Below are 15,941 nucleotides of genomic sequence, written 5' to 3'. Positions count from 1 at the left end.
TTACTTCTTCGCCTTCCACTTCTTCACGGCGTCGAGCGTGCCGGAGACATGGCCTTCGGGGCTCATCGCGGAATAGGCGAAGACGATCTTGCCGTTGGGCGCGATCACGTAGCTGGTGCGATTCGAGCGGCTCGACATCACCGGCAAGGTCACGTCGTAGCTCTTGATGACGTCGGGCGTGGCGGTCGCGACCGCGAATTTGTTGCGGCATTCCTCGGTCGAGAACTTCTTCAGTGTATCGACGTCGTCGCCGGACATGCCGATCACGGTCGCGCCGAGCTTGTTGAACTCGGGCGTCGCCTCGGCGAACTCATGCGCCTCGATGGTGCAGCCCTGCGTGAAGGCCTTGGGATAGAAATAGAGGACGACCGGCCCTTTCTTGAGCGCCTGTTTCAGCGTGAAGCTGAACGGCTTGCCGGCGAGCGCACCTTGCGTCGAGAAATCGGGGGCGGTGGCTCCGACCGGCAGCGCGGCGAAGGCGGGTGCGGTCGAGAACAGAAGCGAAAGAACGACAGCGGTGCGGACCATCAACGGGCTCCTCGGGCTTGGGGCGCTTGGGCTTAGTAAGCGCCCCTTGCTCCGAGTGCCAGCGTCAGTTCGCGGCCCAGGCGGTGACGAAATAGCCGAGGATCATCACCGGCCCCAGCATCAGCGTGAGAAGAAAGAAAGCGAGCCGGACCAGCAATGGGTCGATCCCGGTTGCATTTCCTACTCCCGCGCAGACGCCCATGACTTTGGCGTTGCCGCGATCGAGACGGAATGCAGACATTGTCGTTACTCCCGAAAAGATGCGGCGCTACGCGATCGGCAGGCCGGCAGGGCCAACGGCGGCGACGATGAACATCGTGCCAACGGCAACAGCGGCGACGACCGAAGCGACGGTATCGAACAAAGAAGCAAAGCGGGTCATTTCAAATCTCCCTGTGTGACCGGTCGGACCATCCGCCCGGTGACGCAAAGAGCTTTGCATAGCCCGTGCCAATTCGTGCTTCCGAGAGGAAATGTGGCCCTACGTCATCAAAGTTGGGCCAATGCGCCAACTCGATTCGTGAAAAACGCCGATATCAGGCGCTTCCCGCCTGCAGGAGCAGCGGATACAGTTCGCGCTCTTCCTTGTCCAAATGCGCGCGCATGACCGCCATCATCGCGCGGCAGGTGCGGCCATAGGCCGGCCAGTCGCCCGCGATCGCTTCTACTGTCCAATTGCGGACATGATCGTCCAACTGTCCGGCAAGAGCGCGCTGCTCTTCCATGACACGGTTGACGTTGTCGCTCGCATTGGCGATCCGCCCGAACGCCAGCCGCTCCACGGCAAGATGCGCGCTGATCAGCCGCGCCAGCGTCCAGCGATGCTTGGCTAGCGTTGTCAGATTGGGTTCCGGCCTGGCGAGCGCCTGCTCGTAGCTATCGGCAAGCGCACGCAGTTCGTCATGCTGATGCGTCAGCTTTTCGACTTGTTCTTTCATTTTAAGGCGACCTCTTTTGAAGCCTTCAATCAGGCAGCAGAGGTAAGCAAGCTGTTAAGATGCGAGGCGGTCGATCGCATCGGCCATGCGGACATCCCGTTCGGAGAGGCCGCCGGCGTCGTGTGTGGTCAGCAGGATGTCGACGCGATTCCAGACGTTCGACCATTCGGGGTGATGGTCGTGCTTTTCCGCCAGCAGCGCGACCCGCGCCATGAACGCGAAGGCCTCCGAGAAATCGGCGAACAGGAAGCTGCGCGTGAGCGCGTCGCGCGATTCGTCATAGTCCCACTCGCCCAGCCGATCGAGCGCGGCCGCGCGCTGATCCTCGTTCAACTGCTCGACCATTGTCCGCCTCCCGTTTCTCGCCCTATGTCACTCGCATGTCGGAACAGGCAACCCACGCGCCGGACCTGGAGCAGATCGAACAGCTTGCGCTGGCCGCGCTGGAGCGGCTGCCGGCCGCGTTCCGCGCGCATCTGGGCGACGTAGTGATCCGCGTCGAGGATTTCGCCGACGACGAGTTGCTCGACCGGATGGGCATCGAGGATCCGTTCGAGCTGACCGGCCTCTATTTCGGCCGGCCCGTCGGCGAGAAATCGTCGAGCGACAGCGGGACGCTGCCCGACATGATCTATCTCTACCGCCGCCCGATCCTCGACGAATGGGCGGACACCGGCGTGTCGCTGGAAGCGCTTGTCACTCATGTGCTGGTGCACGAGGTGGGGCACCATTTCGGCCTGTCCGATGCCGACATGCACGCGCTTGAAGACGCCGCCGGGTGACCAGCCTCCGCTTTGACGATGTCGCCTGCGTGCGCGGCGGACGGCTGCTGTTCGAAGGCGTTTCGTTCGCGCTCGGGGGCGGCGAAGCAGCGCTGGTGACTGGACCAAACGGCGCGGGCAAGTCGAGCCTGCTCCGCGTTGCGGCCGGGCTGCTGGAAGCGACCGGCACGGTTGAGCGGGACGGTGCGGTTGCCCTGGCCGACGAGAACGCGGCGCTGGATCGCGAGCTGACCCTGGAGGCGGCGCTGCGTTTCTGGGCGCGGCTCGACCGGCAGGCGGACGCCTTGGCCAGCGCGATGGACGCGATGGACATTGCCCATCTCGCGCCGGTGCCGGTGCGGATGCTCTCGACCGGCCAGCGCAAGCGTGCCGCGCTCACCCGCACGATCGCGAGCGGCGCGGCGATCTGGCTGCTCGACGAACCCACCAACGGCCTGGATACGGAGTCGGTGGGCCGGCTCGAACGCGCCTGCGCCGCTCACCAGGCCGAAGGCGGCATCGTGGTCGCGGCCACACATCTGCCGCTCGACCTGGCTTCGGTTCGACAGGTGCCCCTTGCTTAGCCTGATCCGCCGCGACGTGGCGCAGGCCTGGCGCGCGGGCGGGGCGTTCCTGCCGGTCGTGTTCTTCCTGCTGGTCGCGACTCTGTTCGCCTTTGCAGTGGGGCCGGACGCGCCATTGCTGGGCCGCACGGGCGGCGGCGTGCTGTGGATGGCAGCGTTGCTGGCCGCGCTGCTGCCGGTCGATCGGCTGATCGAGCCGGACCGGCTGAACGGCGTGCTCGACCAGCTCGCCGTGCGCGGGATTTCGGACGAAGGCGTCGCCGCCGCCAAGCTCCTCGCCCATTGGCTGAGCTTTGGGCCGCCGCTGATGCTGTCGGTCCTCCCCGCTGCCGCGTTGCTGCGGATCAACGCCGACACGCTGATCCGCCTCGAAGCGGGACTGGCGATCGGCACCCCTGCCCTGGCGGCACTGGGACTGACCGTCAGCGCGTTGACCGCGGGCTTGCGCGGCGCCGGCGCGCTTGGAGGATTGCTGATGCTGCCGATCGCAGTGCCGGTGCTGATCTTCGGCGCGGGCGCGCTGAACGACGGCAGCGGATCGGCGCTGAAGCTGCTGGCGGCGGTGTCGCTGTTGCTGACGGCAGGCGCACCGTTCGCGGCCGGTGCGGCGCTGAGGGCCGCGCGGACCTAGTCGTTCCGCCAGCGCGCCCAGATTGCGGTGGGCAGCAGCAGGCCCCGCGCTTCCTCGCGCACCGCGAGCTCGCCCATTTCGACGCGGCCGGGCAAGTCGGCAAAGGCCTGAGCGACCAATTCGCCGATCGCGAGTGCCGACATGCGGACGGCATAGACGGTCAGGAACAGGAAGCGGCTGTCGCCGTCGAGCAGCTTGCGGCAATCGGCGATGAGGGGCGCGAGATGCTCTTCCAGCCGCCACACCTCGCCTTCGGGGCCCCGCCCGAACTTCGGCGGATCGAGGATGATTCCGTCATAGCGCCGCCCGCGCCGGACTTCGCGCGACACGAATTTCGCGGCGTCGTCGACGATCCAGCGCACCGGTCGATCGGCCATGCCCGACAGCGCCGCATTGGCACGCGCGGCCTCGACCGATTTCTTGGACGCATCGACATGCACCATTTCGGCGCCCGCCGCGGCGAGCGCCAGCGTGCCGACGCCGGTATAGCCGAACAGGTTGAGCGCGGATTTGGGCTGAAGCGCCCGCATCCAGCTCCACACCGGCGCCATGTCCGGGAAAAAGCCCAGGTGGCGGAACGGCGTGCATTGAGCGGTGAAACGCACCTCTTCCCAGGCCAGCGGCCAGCCATCGCGCGGGACCGGCGCATCGAACCGCCAGCGGCCACCGCCTTCCTCGTCCGATCCGGGCACGAACTCCGCGTCGGCGCGCCAGTCGGACGACGCCGGCGCCCACATCGCTTGTGGCTCGGGCCGGACGAAGCGGAAACGGCCGTAGCGCTCGAGCTTGCGGCCGTGCCCGCAATCGAGGAGGCCGTACTCCGCCCACGGCTCGGCGATCAGCGTCTGCAGCTCAGGCACGAGGCGTGGCGCGCTCCGCGATGTAGGTCATCACCGGGTTCAGCTCGGCGGGGAGCACGTCGAACTTCTCCTCGCGCTCGAACAATGCGCCAACGCGCGACGGCAGCGACGGCCGCACCCCCGTGGCGCGCTCGACCGCGTCGCGGAATTTGGCGGGGTGCGCGGTTGCGAGCGTGACGATCGGAACGTCCTGCGGCAGTTGCGCGGCTCGCGCGGCTGCCAGTCCGACCGCAGTATGCGGATCCAGGATCTGCCCCGAACCGTCACAGGCCCAACGCATGGCCAGCGCCATTTCGTCAGCGTCGATGCGCGCGCTGGAGAACAGCGACGCCGCTCCGGCCCGCTGCCGTTCGGTCAATCGCATCGCCTTGTCGCGCGCGAACGCCGCCATCTGATCCGGCACCGCCTCAGGATCGAGATCGAACAGCAGCCGCTCGAAGTTGGAGCTGACCTGAATGTCCATCGACGGGGTCGCGGTCGGCGTGACCGTGCCGGCCGAATAGTCGCCGGCCGACAATGCGCGGTGCAGGATGTCGTTGACGTTGGTGGCGACGATCAGCTTCGCGATCGGCAGCCCCATCTTCGCCGCGACATAGCCGGCGAACACGTCGCCGAAATTGCCGGTCGGCACCGCGAAGGCGACCGGCCGCTCCGGCGCGCCGAGGCGGACGGCGGCGTAGAAATAATAGACGATCTGGGCCATCAGCCGCGCCCAGTTGATCGAGTTCACCGCCGACAGGCTGAACCGGCCAGCGAAGCCCGCATCGGCGAACATCGCCTTCACCAGCGCCTGGGCGTCGTCGAACGTCCCTTCGACCGCGATATTGTGAACGTTGGGCGCGCGCACCGTCGTCATCTGCCGCCGCTGAACGTCCGACACGCGGCCGTGCGGGTGGAGCATGAAGATGTCGACCTTGGCGCGCCCGGCGAGCGCGTCGATCGCGGCGGAGCCAGTGTCGCCCGAGGTCGCGCCGATCACCGTCAGATGCGTGTCGCGGCTGCTCAGGAAGCGCTCAAACAATAGCCCGAGAAGCTGCAGCGCGACATCCTTGAAGGCGAGCGTCGGCCCGTGAAACAGCTCCAGCAGCCAGTGCCGCTCGTCGAGCTGGGCAAGCGGCGTCACCGCCAGATGCGCGAAACGGCCATACGCCTGGGTGCAGAGCGCCCGCAGGTCGTCCTCGCCCAGCGCGTCGCCGACGAACGGGCGCATGACGCGCACCGCGGTCTCCACATAGGACAGGCCTGCGAGCGCCGCGATCTCGTCGCGCGAAAAGCTCGGCCAGCTTTCCGGCACGTAAAGACCGCCGTCCGCGGCCAGCCCCGCCAGCGTCACCTGCTCGAAATCGAGCCGGGGCGCTGCCCCCCTTGTGCTCACATAGTGCATGGCGCGCCGCCTTAGCGGCTGCGCCTGCGGAGAGCCAGCAGGTAGATGACCGCGGCGGTGGCGGCGAAGAAGAACCACTGGATCGCGTAGGCGAGGTGGTTGTTGGGCACGTTTTCGAGCGACGGCGGCTTGACGGGCTGCAGGCCGGGCGCGGCGCTGGCGGCGACGAGCTTCACGACATGGTCGCGGTCGGGCGCGATCACGCCCGAAACCATGCCGCCGGCCCATGCTGGATGGGTGGGAGTCGCCGACCAGCCGATCACCGCCTGGAAGCCCGGGCCCTCGGCGCCGCTGCGGCACGACGCGATGTGCGCGTAGCCGACTTCCTCCTTGAGGTTGTAGCCGGTTTGCGAGCGCCAGCCGATCACGTGCTCGCACATCGCCGAGGCGCGGCGGAACAGTGGCGGGTTCCTGGGATCGGGAGTCGTCGGAAAAGCGATCGGCGGTTGGCCCTGCGCCGCGGCGTAGCGGGCGAGCAGCGCTACCTTCCAGTGCAGGCGCTGGAGCTGCCAGATTCCCAGCCCGATCATCGCCGCGACGGCTGCGGCGACGATCACGGTCGGGAGGATCGGCAGTCTTTTCACGGCCGATCCTTCCCAAACTCAGTCATTCGCTCAGCCGGCGTGCGGTGCGCCCCAGCCGCCCCACACATAGATGGAGATGAACAGGAACAACCACACCACGTCGACGAAGTGCCAGTACCAGGCGGCGGCTTCGAAGCCGAAATGCTGGCGGGGCGTGAAGTCGCCGCGATAAGCGCGGATCAGGCACACGGTCAGGAAGATCGTGCCGACGATCACGTGGAAGCCGTGGAAGCCGGTCGCCATGAAGAACGACGCGCCATAGTTCAGTCCCTTGAACGGGAACGGCGCGTGCATGTACTCATAGGCCTGGATCGAGCTGAACAGCAGACCGAGGCCGATCGTCAGCCACAGACCCTTCTTCAGCCCGGCGCGGTCGCCGTGGATCAGCGCGTGGTGCGCCCAGGTGACCGTGGTGCCCGAGCAGAGCAGGATCAGAGTGTTCAGGAGCGGGAAGGCGAAGGGATCGATGACCTCAAGCCCCTTGGGCGGCCATTGCGCGATGCCCTGGTACAGAGCCGCTGCGCCGTCCTTGAACTCGACCGGCGAGGGGAAGAGCGAGAAATCGAACCACGCCCAGAACCAGCCGACGAAGAACATCACTTCCGAGGCGATGAACAGGATCATGCCGTAGCGCAGGTGCAGCGACACGACCGGCGTGTGATCGCCGGCATGCGCTTCGCGGATCACGTCCGACCACCAGCTGTACATCGTGAACAGCACGCCGGCGACGCCCAGGAAGAACACCCAGCCGCCATAGGCGTAGGAATGCATCCACATGATGGCGCCCGCCGCCATCGTCAGCGCGGTGAACGCGCCGATCAGAGGCCAGGGGCTGGGCGGAAGGATGTGGTATTCGTGGTTCTTGGCGCCGGCCATGAAGTCTTCCCTGAACTGATTTTGGCTGCTCTCTAGCTTCCCTTCGCGGCGGAATCCACCGGGTAGAAGGTATAGCTGAGCGTGATCTGCTGAATGTCCTTCGCGTCCGCATCCTTGCGCATGCCGGGATCGACGAAGAAGATGACCGGCATGCGCACGCGCTCGCCCGGCTGCAGCGTCTGCTCGGTGAAGCAGAAGCACTGGATCTTCTTGAACCAGCTTCCCGCCTGATCGGGCTGGACGTTGTAGGAGGCGCGGCCGGTGATCGGCTTGTGGCCGAGATTCTCGGCGATGAAGAACGCCATGTTGCGCTCGCCGATGCGGACCTGCTGGAGCGGCTTTTCCGGGCGGAACACCCAAGGCAGCCCGGGCTGAATGTTCGCATCGAAGCGGACCATCACGGTCTCGCCCGTCGCCTGCCTGGGCAGCTCGGCCTCGCTCACACGGCTGGTGGTGCCGTTGAGGCCGGTCGCCTGGCAGAAGATGCGGTACAACGGCACCGACGCGTAGCCGAGGCCGACCATTGCCAGCGCGATCAGCCCGGCGACGAAAGCCGCGCGGCGGTTGCGGACGGCAAGCTCAGTCATGCTCCGTGCATCGATTTGATCTTGGCGATGGTGACGAAGAAGAACAGCACCGCAAGCGCCGCCAGCAGCAGCGCCAACATGCGCGCGCGCGATTGCTGGCGGGCGCGGATTTCGTCCTGACGGTCGGGTTCGATCATGAGAGCACCAATCGGTCGGCGACGAGCGCGCCGAACAGAATGAACAGATAGAGGATGGAGAAGGCGAATAGCCGCTTTTCGGGCTTCATGCCTTGCGGCTCGGTGGCCTGGTTGCGCCAGACGCGGACGGCAAGCGCCACGAACACGGCGTTGAGCGCTACCGCGGCGAGCCCGTAGATCGCGCCGGTCAGACCGAGCGCCCAGGGGGCGACGGCGGCGGCAGCGAGCACGAAGCTGTAGAGGAGGATCTGCTGGCGCGTCGCGCGCGCGCCGGCAGTGACGGGCAGCATCGGAATGCCGGCGGCGGCGTAATCCGTCTTCACGAACAACGCGAGCGCCCAGAAATGCGGCGGCGTCCAAAGAAAGATGATCGCGAACAGCAAGGCCGGCAACGTGGAGACGGAGCCGCTCGCTGCCGCCCAGCCGAGCAACGGCGGAAACGCGCCTGCCGCGCCGCCGATGACGATATTCTGCGGCGTGTTGGGCTTCAGCCAGACGGTATAGACGACGGCGTAGAAGAAGATCGAAAAGGCCAGGATACCTGCCGCCAGCCAGTTGGTTGCCAGGCCCAGCATCAGCACCGAGAAGACCGCGAGACCGACGCCGAAATGCAGCGCGGTCTGCCGGTCGACGCGGCCCGAGGGCAGCGGCCGGCCAGCGGTGCGCTTCATCTTGGCGTCGAGATCGGCTTCGTACCACTGGTTGAGCGCACCCGACGCGCCGGCGCCGAGCGCGATGCACAGGATCGCGGTGAAGCCCAGCACCGGGTCGATGCCGCTGCGTGCCGCGAGCAGCCCGCATAGCGCCGTGAACACGACGAGCGACATCACCCGCGGCTTGGTCAGCGCGAACAGGTCCCGCCAGTCGGCGGGAAGCGGGACGGAGGAATCGGCCACGATCATGAAAACACCGCGCCTATAAGCGGGGTTGCGCGCCAGGGGAAGCGGCGGGCGGGGGGCCTTACAGGTTGCCGGGAATCCACCCGGTGTGCTGGAGCAGGATCGCAGTGCCGATCAGGATCAGCGTCAGGCCGCCCAACCGCTCGACCCAGGCGCCGAATCGCATGCCGAGCTGCGCGCCGAGCAACATGCCGAGCGTGCTCATCACGAACGTCGCCATGCCGATCGCAAGCGCGATCGCGACGATGTTGACGTGGAGAAGTGCCAAGCTGACGCCCACCGCCGCCGCATCGATGCTGGTGCCGATCGCGGTCATGACCAACGTGACCAGCCCACCTTTCGGTTCGGCATCGTCTTCGCGCTCGCCGAAGGATTCGAGCAGCATCTTGCCGCCGACGATGCCGAGCAGGCCGAACGCGATCCAATGGTCGACCGATTCAACATAGCCCGCCGCGACGAGACCGATGGCCCAGCCGATCAGAGGCGTCAGCGTCTCGATGATTCCGAAGACGGCTCCTGCGCGCAATGCTTGCGGAACGCTCGGCCGGTGCGCAGCGCCGCGGCAGATCGCGGCCGCGCAGGCATCGGCCGACATGCTCAAGGCGAGCGCGAGGACGGCGAATGGCGACAAGAAGGACTCGGCGGAAGAAGGGTCAGGCCGGACGCGGCATTGGCGCATTCGGCGCAGCGCCTCGGCCCGTCAAGCGCGCGATCGTCTCGAGCAGCCTCATCTCGGAAATGGGCTTACCGAGAAACGCGGCACCCTCGACGCCGAACCAGGCCGCCCATTCCTCCGGGCCGCCGCTCAGATAGACGACCGCGATGTCGGGATCGAGGCGGCGAGCGAAGCGGGCGATGTCGAAACCGGTGGTGCCCTCGCCCAGGTTCACGTCGAGAATGAGCATGTGGAGCTTGCCGGCGCGGGCCTCGAGCTCCGCATAAGCGGCGCGATCATTCTGGACGAGTACCGTATCGCCCCCGGCGTTGCGGATCGATTCTTCGACCGACAGACCGATCAGCGGCTCGTCCTCGGCAATAAGGACGCACAGACCGTCGAGCAGCCCGGCCATTTCAATGTCGAGCGATGCGCGCAGCACGATTCGACTTTCGATTCATGTGCATGACGAGTTCTCGTCAACGCCATCGCAGGCGCGCGGTCAACCTTTATGTCGGCTTCTCGACATATAGAAGCGATGAAAATGATGGAGCGTGCGCCCAAACGCAACGAGGCGGGAGCAAGTCCCATCTCGTCGTCGGCCGCGGCTTCTTGCCGCGCCGGCCGGCCGTTCGCGTTCGGCTTTGCTTCGCCGCCGAACTGGGCCGCATCGCTGCGGCCCTCGCTCCGGCTCAATCGATCTTGGGCAAAGTCTCGAACTGGTGGAAGGGCGGCGGGCTCGACAGCGTCCATTCGAGCGTCGTCGCGCCTTCGCCCCACGGATTCGCTTCCGCCTTGCGGCCGGCGAACAGCGACCAGATCACGTTCACGAAGAACACGCCCATGCTGGCCGCCATGATCACATAGCCGACCGAGGCCATATGGTTGAAATAGGCGAAGGCGTCCGGATAATCCGGGTAGCGGCGCGGCATGCCCTGCATGCCCAGGAAGTGCATCGGGAAGAACAGCACGTTCACGCCGACGAAGAACACCCAGAAGTGAATCTGGCCGAGCAGCTCGTTATATTCGCGGCCGCTCATCTTCCCGAACCAATAGTAGAAGCCGGCGAACAGCGCGAACACCGCACCGAGCGACAGCACGTAGTGGAAGTGAGCGACCACATAATATGTGTCGTGCATCACGTCGTCGATGCCGCCATTGGCGAGCAGCACGCCGGTGACGCCGCCGACGGTGAACATGAAGATGAAGCCCAGCGCCCACAGCATCGGCGTCTTGAAGCTGATCGAGCCGCCCCACATGGTCGCGATCCACGAGAAGATCTTGATGCCGGTCGGCACCGCGATCACCATCGTCGCGGCGGTGAAGTACATCTTGGTGTTCACGCTCATGCCGGTCGTGAACATGTGGTGCGCCCACACGACGAAGCCGATCACGCCGATTGCGACCATGGCATAGGCCATGCCGAGATAGCCGAAAACAGGCTTGCGGCTGAACGTCGCGATGATCTGGCTGATGATGCCGAAGCCCGGCAAGATCATGATGTACACTTCGGGGTGGCCGAAGAACCAGAACAGGTGCTGGTAGAGGACCGGATCGCCGCCGCCCGACGCATCATAGAAGGTCGTGCCGAAGTTGCGGTCGGTCAGCAGCATCGTGATCGCGGCGGCCAGCACCGGCAGCGCCAGCAGCAGCAGGAAGGCGGTCACCAGCACGGACCAGACGAACAGCGGCATCTTGTGCAGCGTCATGCCCGGGGCGCGCATGTTGAAGATGGTCGTGATGAAGTTGATCGCGCCGAGGATCGAGCTCGCGCCCGCCAGGTGGAGCGACAGGATCGCCATGTCGACGGCCGGGCCTTGCGAGCCCGTGGTCGAAAGCGGCGGATAGACCGTCCAGCCGGTGCCCGCGCCATTGCCGGTGCCGCCGGGCACGAAAGTCGAGCCCAGAAGCAGGATGAACGCCGGGACGAGCAGCCAGAACGAAATGTTGTTCATGCGCGGGAACGCCATGTCCGGCGCGCCGATCATGATCGGCACGAACCAGTTGCCGAAGCCGCCGATCATCGCCGGCATGACCATGAAGAACACCATGATCAGGCCGTGCGCCGTGATCAGCACGTTCCACAGGTGATAGGCCTGGTCCATCGTGGCGTTTTTCTCGCCCATCATCTGCGCCCAGGTCTGCAGATACTGGATGCCCGGATTGGCGAGCTCGGCCCGCATCAGGCCCGAGATCGAGCCGCCGATGATCCCCGCGATGATCGCGAAGATCAGATAAAGCGTGCCGATGTCCTTGTGATTGGTCGACATGAACCAGCGAGCGAAGAAGCTCGGCTTATGGTCGGCGTCGTGATGATGCGCGTGGTCCGCGTGAAACTCGGACGGCGTGGCTGCGATGTCGGTCATGGTCTTAGTTCGTCCCGCTGGTGGGAGCCGCCTGGTTGGTGGCGGGAGGCGTTGCAGTGCCGGGCGTCGGCGTGTCGGTGCCGGTGGTCGAAGCGACGGGCGTTGCCGCTGTGGCCGGAGGAGCCGCCGCGATCGGCTTCGCTTCGCCAGGCATCGTGCCGCCCTTCGACTTCACCCAAGCCGCGAATTTCTCGGGCGAGACGACCTCGACCGAAATAGGCATGAAGCCATGGCGCGCGCCGCACAGCTCGGAGCATTGGCCGAAATACACGCCTTCCTTTTCCACCTTGAAGCTGATCTCGTTGATGCGGCCGGGGACCGCGTCGATCTTGGCCCAGAAGGCGGGGACGGCGAAGCTGTGGATCACGTCGTTCGACGTGGTGATCAGCCGGATTTCGCGGTTGACCGGAATGACCAGCCGGTTGTCGACGGCGAGCAGGCGGGGCCCGTCGGCATATTGCCGCGCACGGCCGCCCGGCGCCGGCTTGTCCTGCAGCATGTTCGAGACGATCTCGAAGCCGCCATTGTCCGGATAGCTATAGGTCCAATACCATTGGTTGCCGGTCGCCTTGACGGTCAGCGCGTCCTTGCCCGCGGGCTTGAACTGCGCGGCGAGAAGGCTGATCGACGGCACCGCGATCGCGACCAGGATCAGCACCGGAACCAAGGTCCAGATCACCTCGATCACCGTGTTGTGCGACGTGCGCGACGGCGTCGGGTTGGCGGAACGGCGGAAACGCAGGATCACCCAGAGCAGCAGGAACAGCACCAGCGCCGAGATGATCAGCATCATCGGCACCAGAATATAGTCGTGCATCCACAGCGCTTTGCGGCCGTTGGGCGTGACCTGATCCTGTAGGTGGATGCGCTCGTTGGTCGGCATGCCGATGCCGGCGATGGGCTCGACCGAGGGAATGTTCACAGACGCCGCGGTGGCTGCCACGTCCGGCTGGGCGGCGCTTTCCTTGGTCTGCGGCGGGACGGCGACCGTGGTGTTCGCATCCTGCTTGGGCGCGGCCTGCGCGTGCACGGCGGCGGGCGCGAGCGCCAGCCCCAACGCAAGCAGAAGAGTTTTTGCGAGCTTCATAGGCGTCCTGTTTTCCATTCCCCGGGTGCAGGCGCGCGCGCCCAGAACGAGCGTGCGGGTGCGATTTGGCGCGGCTTATAGGCGCGACTTTCCGCTCTCTCAAGCGGTTGAAGGCAGCGCGTGCGGATTGCCTATTTCTGCCCTGTCCCCTAGGGCGCACGGCCATGACCGACGACGAGGTGCTGGCGGAATTCCGAGCGGCGGAAGCGCTGCTGGAAGGACATTTCATTCTGTCCTCGGGCCTCAGAAGCTCTCGATACCTGCAATGTGCGCGCGTGCTGATGAACCCGGCGCGCGGTGCGCGGCTGGCGGAAGCGCTCGCGGCAAGGCTCCCCGATTCGGTGCGCAAATCCATTGAAGCGGTGGTGTCGCCGGCGATGGGCGGCGTGATCGCGGGCCAGGAAGTCGCCCGTGCGCTGGGCGTGGACGCGATGTTCCTCGAACGCCCGACCGGCACGTTCGAGCTGCGCCGCGGCTTTCGGCTGTCGCCGGGACAAAAAGTGCTGATGATGGAGGATGTGGTCACGACCGGACTGTCGTCGCGTGAAGCGATCGCCGCGATTCGCGCAGCCGGTGGAGAAGTCGTGTCAGCGGCCGCGCTGGTCGATCGCTCCAACGGCAAGGCCGACCTCGGCGTCCCCTTTTATCCGCTGATCCGCATCGACGTGCCGAGCTACGAGGCCGACAAATTGCCGCCGGAGCTGGCCGCGATCCCTGCGATCAAGCCAGGGAGCCGCGCCGCCTAATGCTGAGGCTCGGCGTCAACATCGACCATGTCGCGACGATCCGGAACGCGCGCGGCGGCGCGCACCCCGATCCGGTCGCGGCGGCGAAGCTGGCGGCGGAGGCGGGCGCGGACGGCATCACCGCGCATCTGCGCGAGGATCGGCGGCACATCACAGACGACGATATCGCGCGGCTGATGGGGGCGATCGAGCTGCCGCTGAATCTCGAAATGGCGGCGACGCCCGAGATGCTCGACATCGCGCTGCGTCACCGGCCCCACGCCGCCTGCATCGTGCCCGAAAAGCGCGAGGAGCGGACGACCGAGGGCGGGCTCGACGCCGACGGGCATCGCGACACGCTGGGTCCGATGATCGAGCGGCTGTCCGCCGCCGGCATCCGTGTCAGCCTGTTCATCGAGCCGGACCCGCGCCAGGTCGACGCCGCGATCAAGCTGAAGGCGCCGGTCGTCGAGTTCCACACCGGGCGCTACGCCCACCGCGAGGGCGAAGCCCGCGCCGAGGAATTGCGCCGCATCGCGGATTGCGCGGCGCTCGCGACCAAGAACGGCATCGAGCCCCACGCGGGGCACGGCCTCACCTTCGACAATGTCGTCCCCGTCGCTGCCATTCCGCAGATCGCCGAGCTGAACATCGGCCATTTCCTGATCGGCGAAGCGATCTTCATCGGCCTGGAAGAAAGCGTCCGCCGGATGAAGGCGCTGATGGAGAGCGCGCGGTGAGCTACGTCCAAGCACGCACCCCTTTCCGCTGGTCTCGGTTGCTCCTGTGGCTGATCAACATCCCTGTAGGTCTCATCGCGCTATATGTGGGATTGTATGCGTTCATGGGGCTTTGGGACCCCGACATTTCTTTGATTGTCTGGACCTTAGCCGCATTACAGCCTTTGATCGCCTTCACTGCCTGGATAGCGAGCGGCGATAGATGGCGCGCAGGCGCTGTTCGGGCTGCCAACCTGCTGCTGCTCATCCCGCTCGCGAGCCTGCTATTGGTGTTTGCACTGCTTCTTGGTCCGCATTTCCTATGATCGTCGGCCTTGGCTCCGATCTCTGCAATATCGAGCGGATCCAGAACTCGCTCGACCGATTCGGCGAACGGTTCGAGAAGCGCGTGTTCACCGATACTGAGCGCGCCAAGGCCGCGCGGCGGCCGTTCACGCGGGCGGGAACCTACGCCAAGCGCTTCGCCGCCAAGGAAGCTTTCTCCAAGGCGGTCGGCACCGGCTTCAGGCGCGGCGTGTTCATGAAGGACATCGGTGTCGTTAATGCGCCGTCAGGGGCGCCGACACTAAAGCTGGAAGGCGGCGCCAAGGCCGCGCTCGACGCGCTTGTCCCGCCGGGGCACAAGGCGCACATACATTTGACATTGACCGACGATCATCCCTGGGCACAGGCGTTCGTCATCATCGAGGCGGTGCCGTTGTGAGAGGGATTGACGTGAACGAAGGCGACAAGGTCGAGAGCGCGACGCCCCCAACCGAACCGGTAGCCAAGAAAGGCACCGACTGGGCAGCCGAAGCGAAAGGCATTTTCTGGCTGGTTCTGGCCGTGCTCGGCTTTCACAGCTTCATCGCCAAGCCTTTCTACATCCCCTCCGAATCGATGATGCCGGGCCTGCTGGTCGGCGACCGGCTGGTCGTCACCAAATACCCCTATGGTTGGTCGTTCGTCTCCCCGACCTTCCATCTGCTGCCCTATATGCACGGCCGGCTGTTCGGGCGGATGCCGGAGCGCGGCGACGTCGTCATCGTCTCGCCGCCGGGCGAAAAGCAGGATTATATCAAGCGCGTGATCGGCCTGCCGGGCGACCGGCTGGAAATGCGCAACGGCACCGTGATCATCAACGGCGTGCCGGTGAAGCGCACCCTGCCGAAGCCGCGGCTGGTCGCGGTCGACGAGAACGCCCCGTGCAGCGACATGACCTTCCCGGGCCGGCTCACCACAGGCCCCGATGGCAAGCCCTATTGCGAACTGCCGATCGTGCGCGAGACGCTTCCCAACGGCCGGAGCTATGACACGATCGAGTTGGGCGCGAGCCGCACCGACGACTTCCCGCCGCTCACCATTCCGCCCGAGCACCTGTTCCTGATGGGCGACAATCGCGACCGGTCGGCCGACAGCCGCGTGCCGCTGATCGAAGGCGGCCTGGGCGGGCCGGTGCCGTGGGAAAATATCGGCGGCCGCGCCGAATTCATCACTTTCTCGCTCGACGGCACGGCCCAGTGGTACAATCCGCTGAGCTGGATCGAGGCGCTGCGCTCGGGCCGCGCCGGCACGTCGCTGCATCCGCAGGAAGCTGACGCCAAGTGATCGAGCCGGCGC

General features: G+C 65.9%; 23 protein-coding genes. 8 read left to right on the top strand and 15 right to left on the bottom strand.

The window, feature by feature from the left end:
- From ACFSCW_RS01905 to ACFSCW_RS01890, 4 genes are all read right to left on the bottom strand, one after another.
- The gene (locus tag ACFSCW_RS01905) at positions 1-528 is read right to left on the bottom strand and encodes a peroxiredoxin (protein WP_380886322.1); all 528 of its coding nucleotides are present in this window, start codon (positions 526-528) and stop codon (positions 1-3) included.
- 64 nt (positions 529-592) lie between these two features.
- Positions 593-769 carry a PspC domain-containing protein gene (locus ACFSCW_RS01900; RefSeq protein WP_380886320.1) on the bottom strand — a complete coding sequence of 59 codons (177 nt, stop codon included), beginning with the start codon at positions 767-769 and terminating at the stop codon, positions 593-595.
- Between the two features lie 295 nt (positions 770-1,064).
- Entirely contained in the window at positions 1,065-1,466 is a 402-nt protein-coding gene (locus ACFSCW_RS01895; RefSeq protein WP_380886318.1) for a hemerythrin domain-containing protein, read from the bottom strand.
- Between the two features lie 54 nt (positions 1,467-1,520).
- The gene (locus ACFSCW_RS01890) at positions 1,521-1,811 is read right to left on the bottom strand and encodes a 4a-hydroxytetrahydrobiopterin dehydratase (RefSeq protein ID WP_380886316.1); all 291 of its coding nucleotides are present in this window, start codon (positions 1,809-1,811) and stop codon (positions 1,521-1,523) included.
- A 35-nt stretch (positions 1,812-1,846) separates the two neighbouring features.
- Here ACFSCW_RS01890 and ACFSCW_RS01885 point away from each other — a divergent pair, with 35 nt between their 5' ends.
- The 3 genes from ACFSCW_RS01885 to ACFSCW_RS01875 are packed head-to-tail and all read left to right on the top strand — an operon-like array spanning position 1,847 to position 3,442.
- A complete protein-coding gene (locus ACFSCW_RS01885; protein ID WP_380886314.1) occupies positions 1,847-2,248 on the top strand; it encodes a metallopeptidase family protein in 402 nt (133 codons plus the stop codon).
- Positions 2,245-2,811: a heme ABC exporter ATP-binding protein CcmA gene (gene ccmA, locus ACFSCW_RS01880; RefSeq protein ID WP_380886312.1), complete on the top strand. Its 567-nt coding sequence runs from the start codon at positions 2,245-2,247 to the stop codon at positions 2,809-2,811. The genes ACFSCW_RS01885 and ccmA overlap by 4 nt, the downstream gene beginning before the upstream one ends.
- The gene (locus ACFSCW_RS01875; RefSeq protein ID WP_380886309.1) at positions 2,804-3,442 is read left to right on the top strand and encodes a heme exporter protein CcmB; all 639 of its coding nucleotides are present in this window, start codon (positions 2,804-2,806) and stop codon (positions 3,440-3,442) included. Before ccmA ends, ACFSCW_RS01875 begins: the two co-directional genes overlap by 8 nt.
- Here ACFSCW_RS01875 and ACFSCW_RS01870 read toward each other — a convergent pair.
- The 11 genes from ACFSCW_RS01870 to coxB form a co-directional block, all read right to left on the bottom strand.
- Positions 3,439-4,302 carry a class I SAM-dependent methyltransferase gene (locus ACFSCW_RS01870; RefSeq protein ID WP_380886307.1) on the bottom strand — a complete coding sequence of 288 codons (864 nt, stop codon included), beginning with the start codon at positions 4,300-4,302 and terminating at the stop codon, positions 3,439-3,441. The genes ACFSCW_RS01875 and ACFSCW_RS01870 overlap by 4 nt on opposite strands.
- Positions 4,295-5,686 (bottom strand): threonine synthase, encoded by a 1,392-nt coding sequence (gene thrC, locus ACFSCW_RS01865; RefSeq protein WP_380886305.1) that lies wholly within the window; start codon positions 5,684-5,686, stop codon positions 4,295-4,297. Before thrC ends, ACFSCW_RS01870 begins: the two co-directional genes overlap by 8 nt.
- Positions 5,687-5,697: 11 nt before the next feature.
- Entirely contained in the window at positions 5,698-6,270 is a 573-nt protein-coding gene (locus ACFSCW_RS01860; protein ID WP_380886303.1) for an SURF1 family cytochrome oxidase biogenesis protein, read from the bottom strand.
- Between the two features lie 30 nt (positions 6,271-6,300).
- Positions 6,301-7,146, bottom strand: a complete 846-nt coding sequence (locus tag ACFSCW_RS01855) for a cytochrome c oxidase subunit 3 (RefSeq protein ID WP_380886301.1) — start codon at positions 7,144-7,146, stop codon at positions 6,301-6,303.
- Positions 7,147-7,178: 32 nt separating this feature from the next.
- A complete protein-coding gene (locus ACFSCW_RS01850) occupies positions 7,179-7,733 on the bottom strand; it encodes a cytochrome c oxidase assembly protein (protein WP_380886299.1) in 555 nt (184 codons plus the stop codon).
- Positions 7,730-7,870, bottom strand: coding sequence for a hypothetical protein (locus ACFSCW_RS01845; protein ID WP_380886297.1), 141 nt, complete (start codon positions 7,868-7,870; stop codon positions 7,730-7,732). Before ACFSCW_RS01845 ends, ACFSCW_RS01850 begins: the two co-directional genes overlap by 4 nt.
- Positions 7,867-8,772, bottom strand: coding sequence for a heme o synthase (locus tag ACFSCW_RS01840; RefSeq protein ID WP_380886295.1), 906 nt, complete (start codon positions 8,770-8,772; stop codon positions 7,867-7,869). Before ACFSCW_RS01840 ends, ACFSCW_RS01845 begins: the two co-directional genes overlap by 4 nt.
- A 58-nt stretch (positions 8,773-8,830) precedes the next feature.
- The gene (locus ACFSCW_RS01835; RefSeq protein WP_380886293.1) at positions 8,831-9,364 is read right to left on the bottom strand and encodes a manganese efflux pump MntP; all 534 of its coding nucleotides are present in this window, start codon (positions 9,362-9,364) and stop codon (positions 8,831-8,833) included.
- Between the two features lie 58 nt (positions 9,365-9,422).
- A complete protein-coding gene (locus ACFSCW_RS01830; protein ID WP_380886291.1) occupies positions 9,423-9,866 on the bottom strand; it encodes a response regulator in 444 nt (147 codons plus the stop codon).
- Positions 9,867-10,116: 250 nt separating this feature from the next.
- Entirely contained in the window at positions 10,117-11,790 is a 1,674-nt protein-coding gene (gene ctaD / locus ACFSCW_RS01825) for a cytochrome c oxidase subunit I (RefSeq protein WP_380886289.1), read from the bottom strand.
- A gap of 4 nt (positions 11,791-11,794) precedes the next feature.
- On the bottom strand, positions 11,795-12,877 hold the full coding sequence (gene coxB, locus ACFSCW_RS01820) for a cytochrome c oxidase subunit II (protein WP_380886287.1): 1,083 nt from the start codon (positions 12,875-12,877) through the stop codon (positions 11,795-11,797).
- Between the two features lie 164 nt (positions 12,878-13,041).
- Between coxB and pyrE the strand changes: the two genes are divergently transcribed.
- Genes pyrE through lepB form a run of 5 tightly spaced genes read left to right on the top strand, consistent with a single transcriptional unit; the run spans position 13,042 to position 15,929 of the window.
- Complete coding sequence (gene pyrE / locus ACFSCW_RS01815; protein WP_380886285.1) at positions 13,042-13,623, top strand: orotate phosphoribosyltransferase; 582 nt, start codon at positions 13,042-13,044, stop codon at positions 13,621-13,623.
- A complete protein-coding gene (locus ACFSCW_RS01810; protein WP_380886283.1) occupies positions 13,623-14,342 on the top strand; it encodes a pyridoxine 5'-phosphate synthase in 720 nt (239 codons plus the stop codon). The genes pyrE and ACFSCW_RS01810 overlap by 1 nt, the downstream gene beginning before the upstream one ends.
- Positions 14,339-14,647, top strand: a complete 309-nt coding sequence (locus ACFSCW_RS01805; protein WP_380886281.1) for a hypothetical protein — start codon at positions 14,339-14,341, stop codon at positions 14,645-14,647. Before ACFSCW_RS01810 ends, ACFSCW_RS01805 begins: the two co-directional genes overlap by 4 nt.
- Positions 14,644-15,045 (top strand): holo-ACP synthase, encoded by a 402-nt coding sequence (gene acpS, locus ACFSCW_RS01800; protein ID WP_380886278.1) that lies wholly within the window; start codon positions 14,644-14,646, stop codon positions 15,043-15,045. Before ACFSCW_RS01805 ends, acpS begins: the two co-directional genes overlap by 4 nt.
- The gene (gene lepB / locus ACFSCW_RS01795) at positions 15,042-15,929 is read left to right on the top strand and encodes a signal peptidase I (RefSeq protein ID WP_380886276.1); all 888 of its coding nucleotides are present in this window, start codon (positions 15,042-15,044) and stop codon (positions 15,927-15,929) included. Before acpS ends, lepB begins: the two co-directional genes overlap by 4 nt.
- Positions 15,930-15,941: the final 12 nt, after the last annotated feature.

This window comes from Sphingomonas tabacisoli (genome assembly GCF_042678385.1).
In the GTDB taxonomy this organism is placed as follows: domain Bacteria; phylum Pseudomonadota; class Alphaproteobacteria; order Sphingomonadales; family Sphingomonadaceae; genus Sphingomonas_B; species Sphingomonas_B tabacisoli.
This window is presented reverse-complemented; position numbering and strand designations above follow the sequence as displayed.

What these genes read in the sequence shown, in the direction of transcription:
- ACFSCW_RS01905 (WP_380886322.1), bottom strand. Translation starts at nt 528, where the DNA reads ATGGTCCGCACCGCTGTCGTTCTTTCGCTTCTGTTCTCGACCGCACCC.
- ACFSCW_RS01900 (WP_380886320.1), bottom strand. Translation starts at nt 769, where the DNA reads ATGTCTGCATTCCGTCTCGATCGCGGCAACGCCAAAGTCATGGGCGTC.
- ACFSCW_RS01895 (WP_380886318.1), bottom strand. Translation starts at nt 1,466, where the DNA reads ATGAAAGAACAAGTCGAAAAGCTGACGCATCAGCATGACGAACTGCGT.
- ACFSCW_RS01890 (WP_380886316.1), bottom strand. Translation starts at nt 1,811, where the DNA reads ATGGTCGAGCAGTTGAACGAGGATCAGCGCGCGGCCGCGCTCGATCGG.
- ACFSCW_RS01885 (WP_380886314.1), top strand. Translation starts at nt 1,847, where the DNA reads ATGTCGGAACAGGCAACCCACGCGCCGGACCTGGAGCAGATCGAACAG.
- thrC (WP_380886305.1), bottom strand. Translation starts at nt 5,686, where the DNA reads ATGCACTATGTGAGCACAAGGGGGGCAGCGCCCCGGCTCGATTTCGAG.
- ACFSCW_RS01855 (WP_380886301.1), bottom strand. Translation starts at nt 7,146, where the DNA reads ATGGCCGGCGCCAAGAACCACGAATACCACATCCTTCCGCCCAGCCCC.
- ACFSCW_RS01850 (WP_380886299.1), bottom strand. Translation starts at nt 7,733, where the DNA reads ATGACTGAGCTTGCCGTCCGCAACCGCCGCGCGGCTTTCGTCGCCGGG.
- ACFSCW_RS01845 (WP_380886297.1), bottom strand. Translation starts at nt 7,870, where the DNA reads ATGATCGAACCCGACCGTCAGGACGAAATCCGCGCCCGCCAGCAATCG.
- ACFSCW_RS01840 (WP_380886295.1), bottom strand. Translation starts at nt 8,772, where the DNA reads ATGATCGTGGCCGATTCCTCCGTCCCGCTTCCCGCCGACTGGCGGGAC.
- ACFSCW_RS01835 (WP_380886293.1), bottom strand. Translation starts at nt 9,364, where the DNA reads ATGTCGGCCGATGCCTGCGCGGCCGCGATCTGCCGCGGCGCTGCGCAC.
- ctaD (WP_380886289.1), bottom strand. Translation starts at nt 11,790, where the DNA reads ATGACCGACATCGCAGCCACGCCGTCCGAGTTTCACGCGGACCACGCG.
- coxB (WP_380886287.1), bottom strand. Translation starts at nt 12,877, where the DNA reads ATGAAGCTCGCAAAAACTCTTCTGCTTGCGTTGGGGCTGGCGCTCGCG.
- pyrE (WP_380886285.1), top strand. Translation starts at nt 13,042, where the DNA reads ATGACCGACGACGAGGTGCTGGCGGAATTCCGAGCGGCGGAAGCGCTG.
- ACFSCW_RS01810 (WP_380886283.1), top strand. Translation starts at nt 13,623, where the DNA reads ATGCTGAGGCTCGGCGTCAACATCGACCATGTCGCGACGATCCGGAAC.
- acpS (WP_380886278.1), top strand. Translation starts at nt 14,644, where the DNA reads ATGATCGTCGGCCTTGGCTCCGATCTCTGCAATATCGAGCGGATCCAG.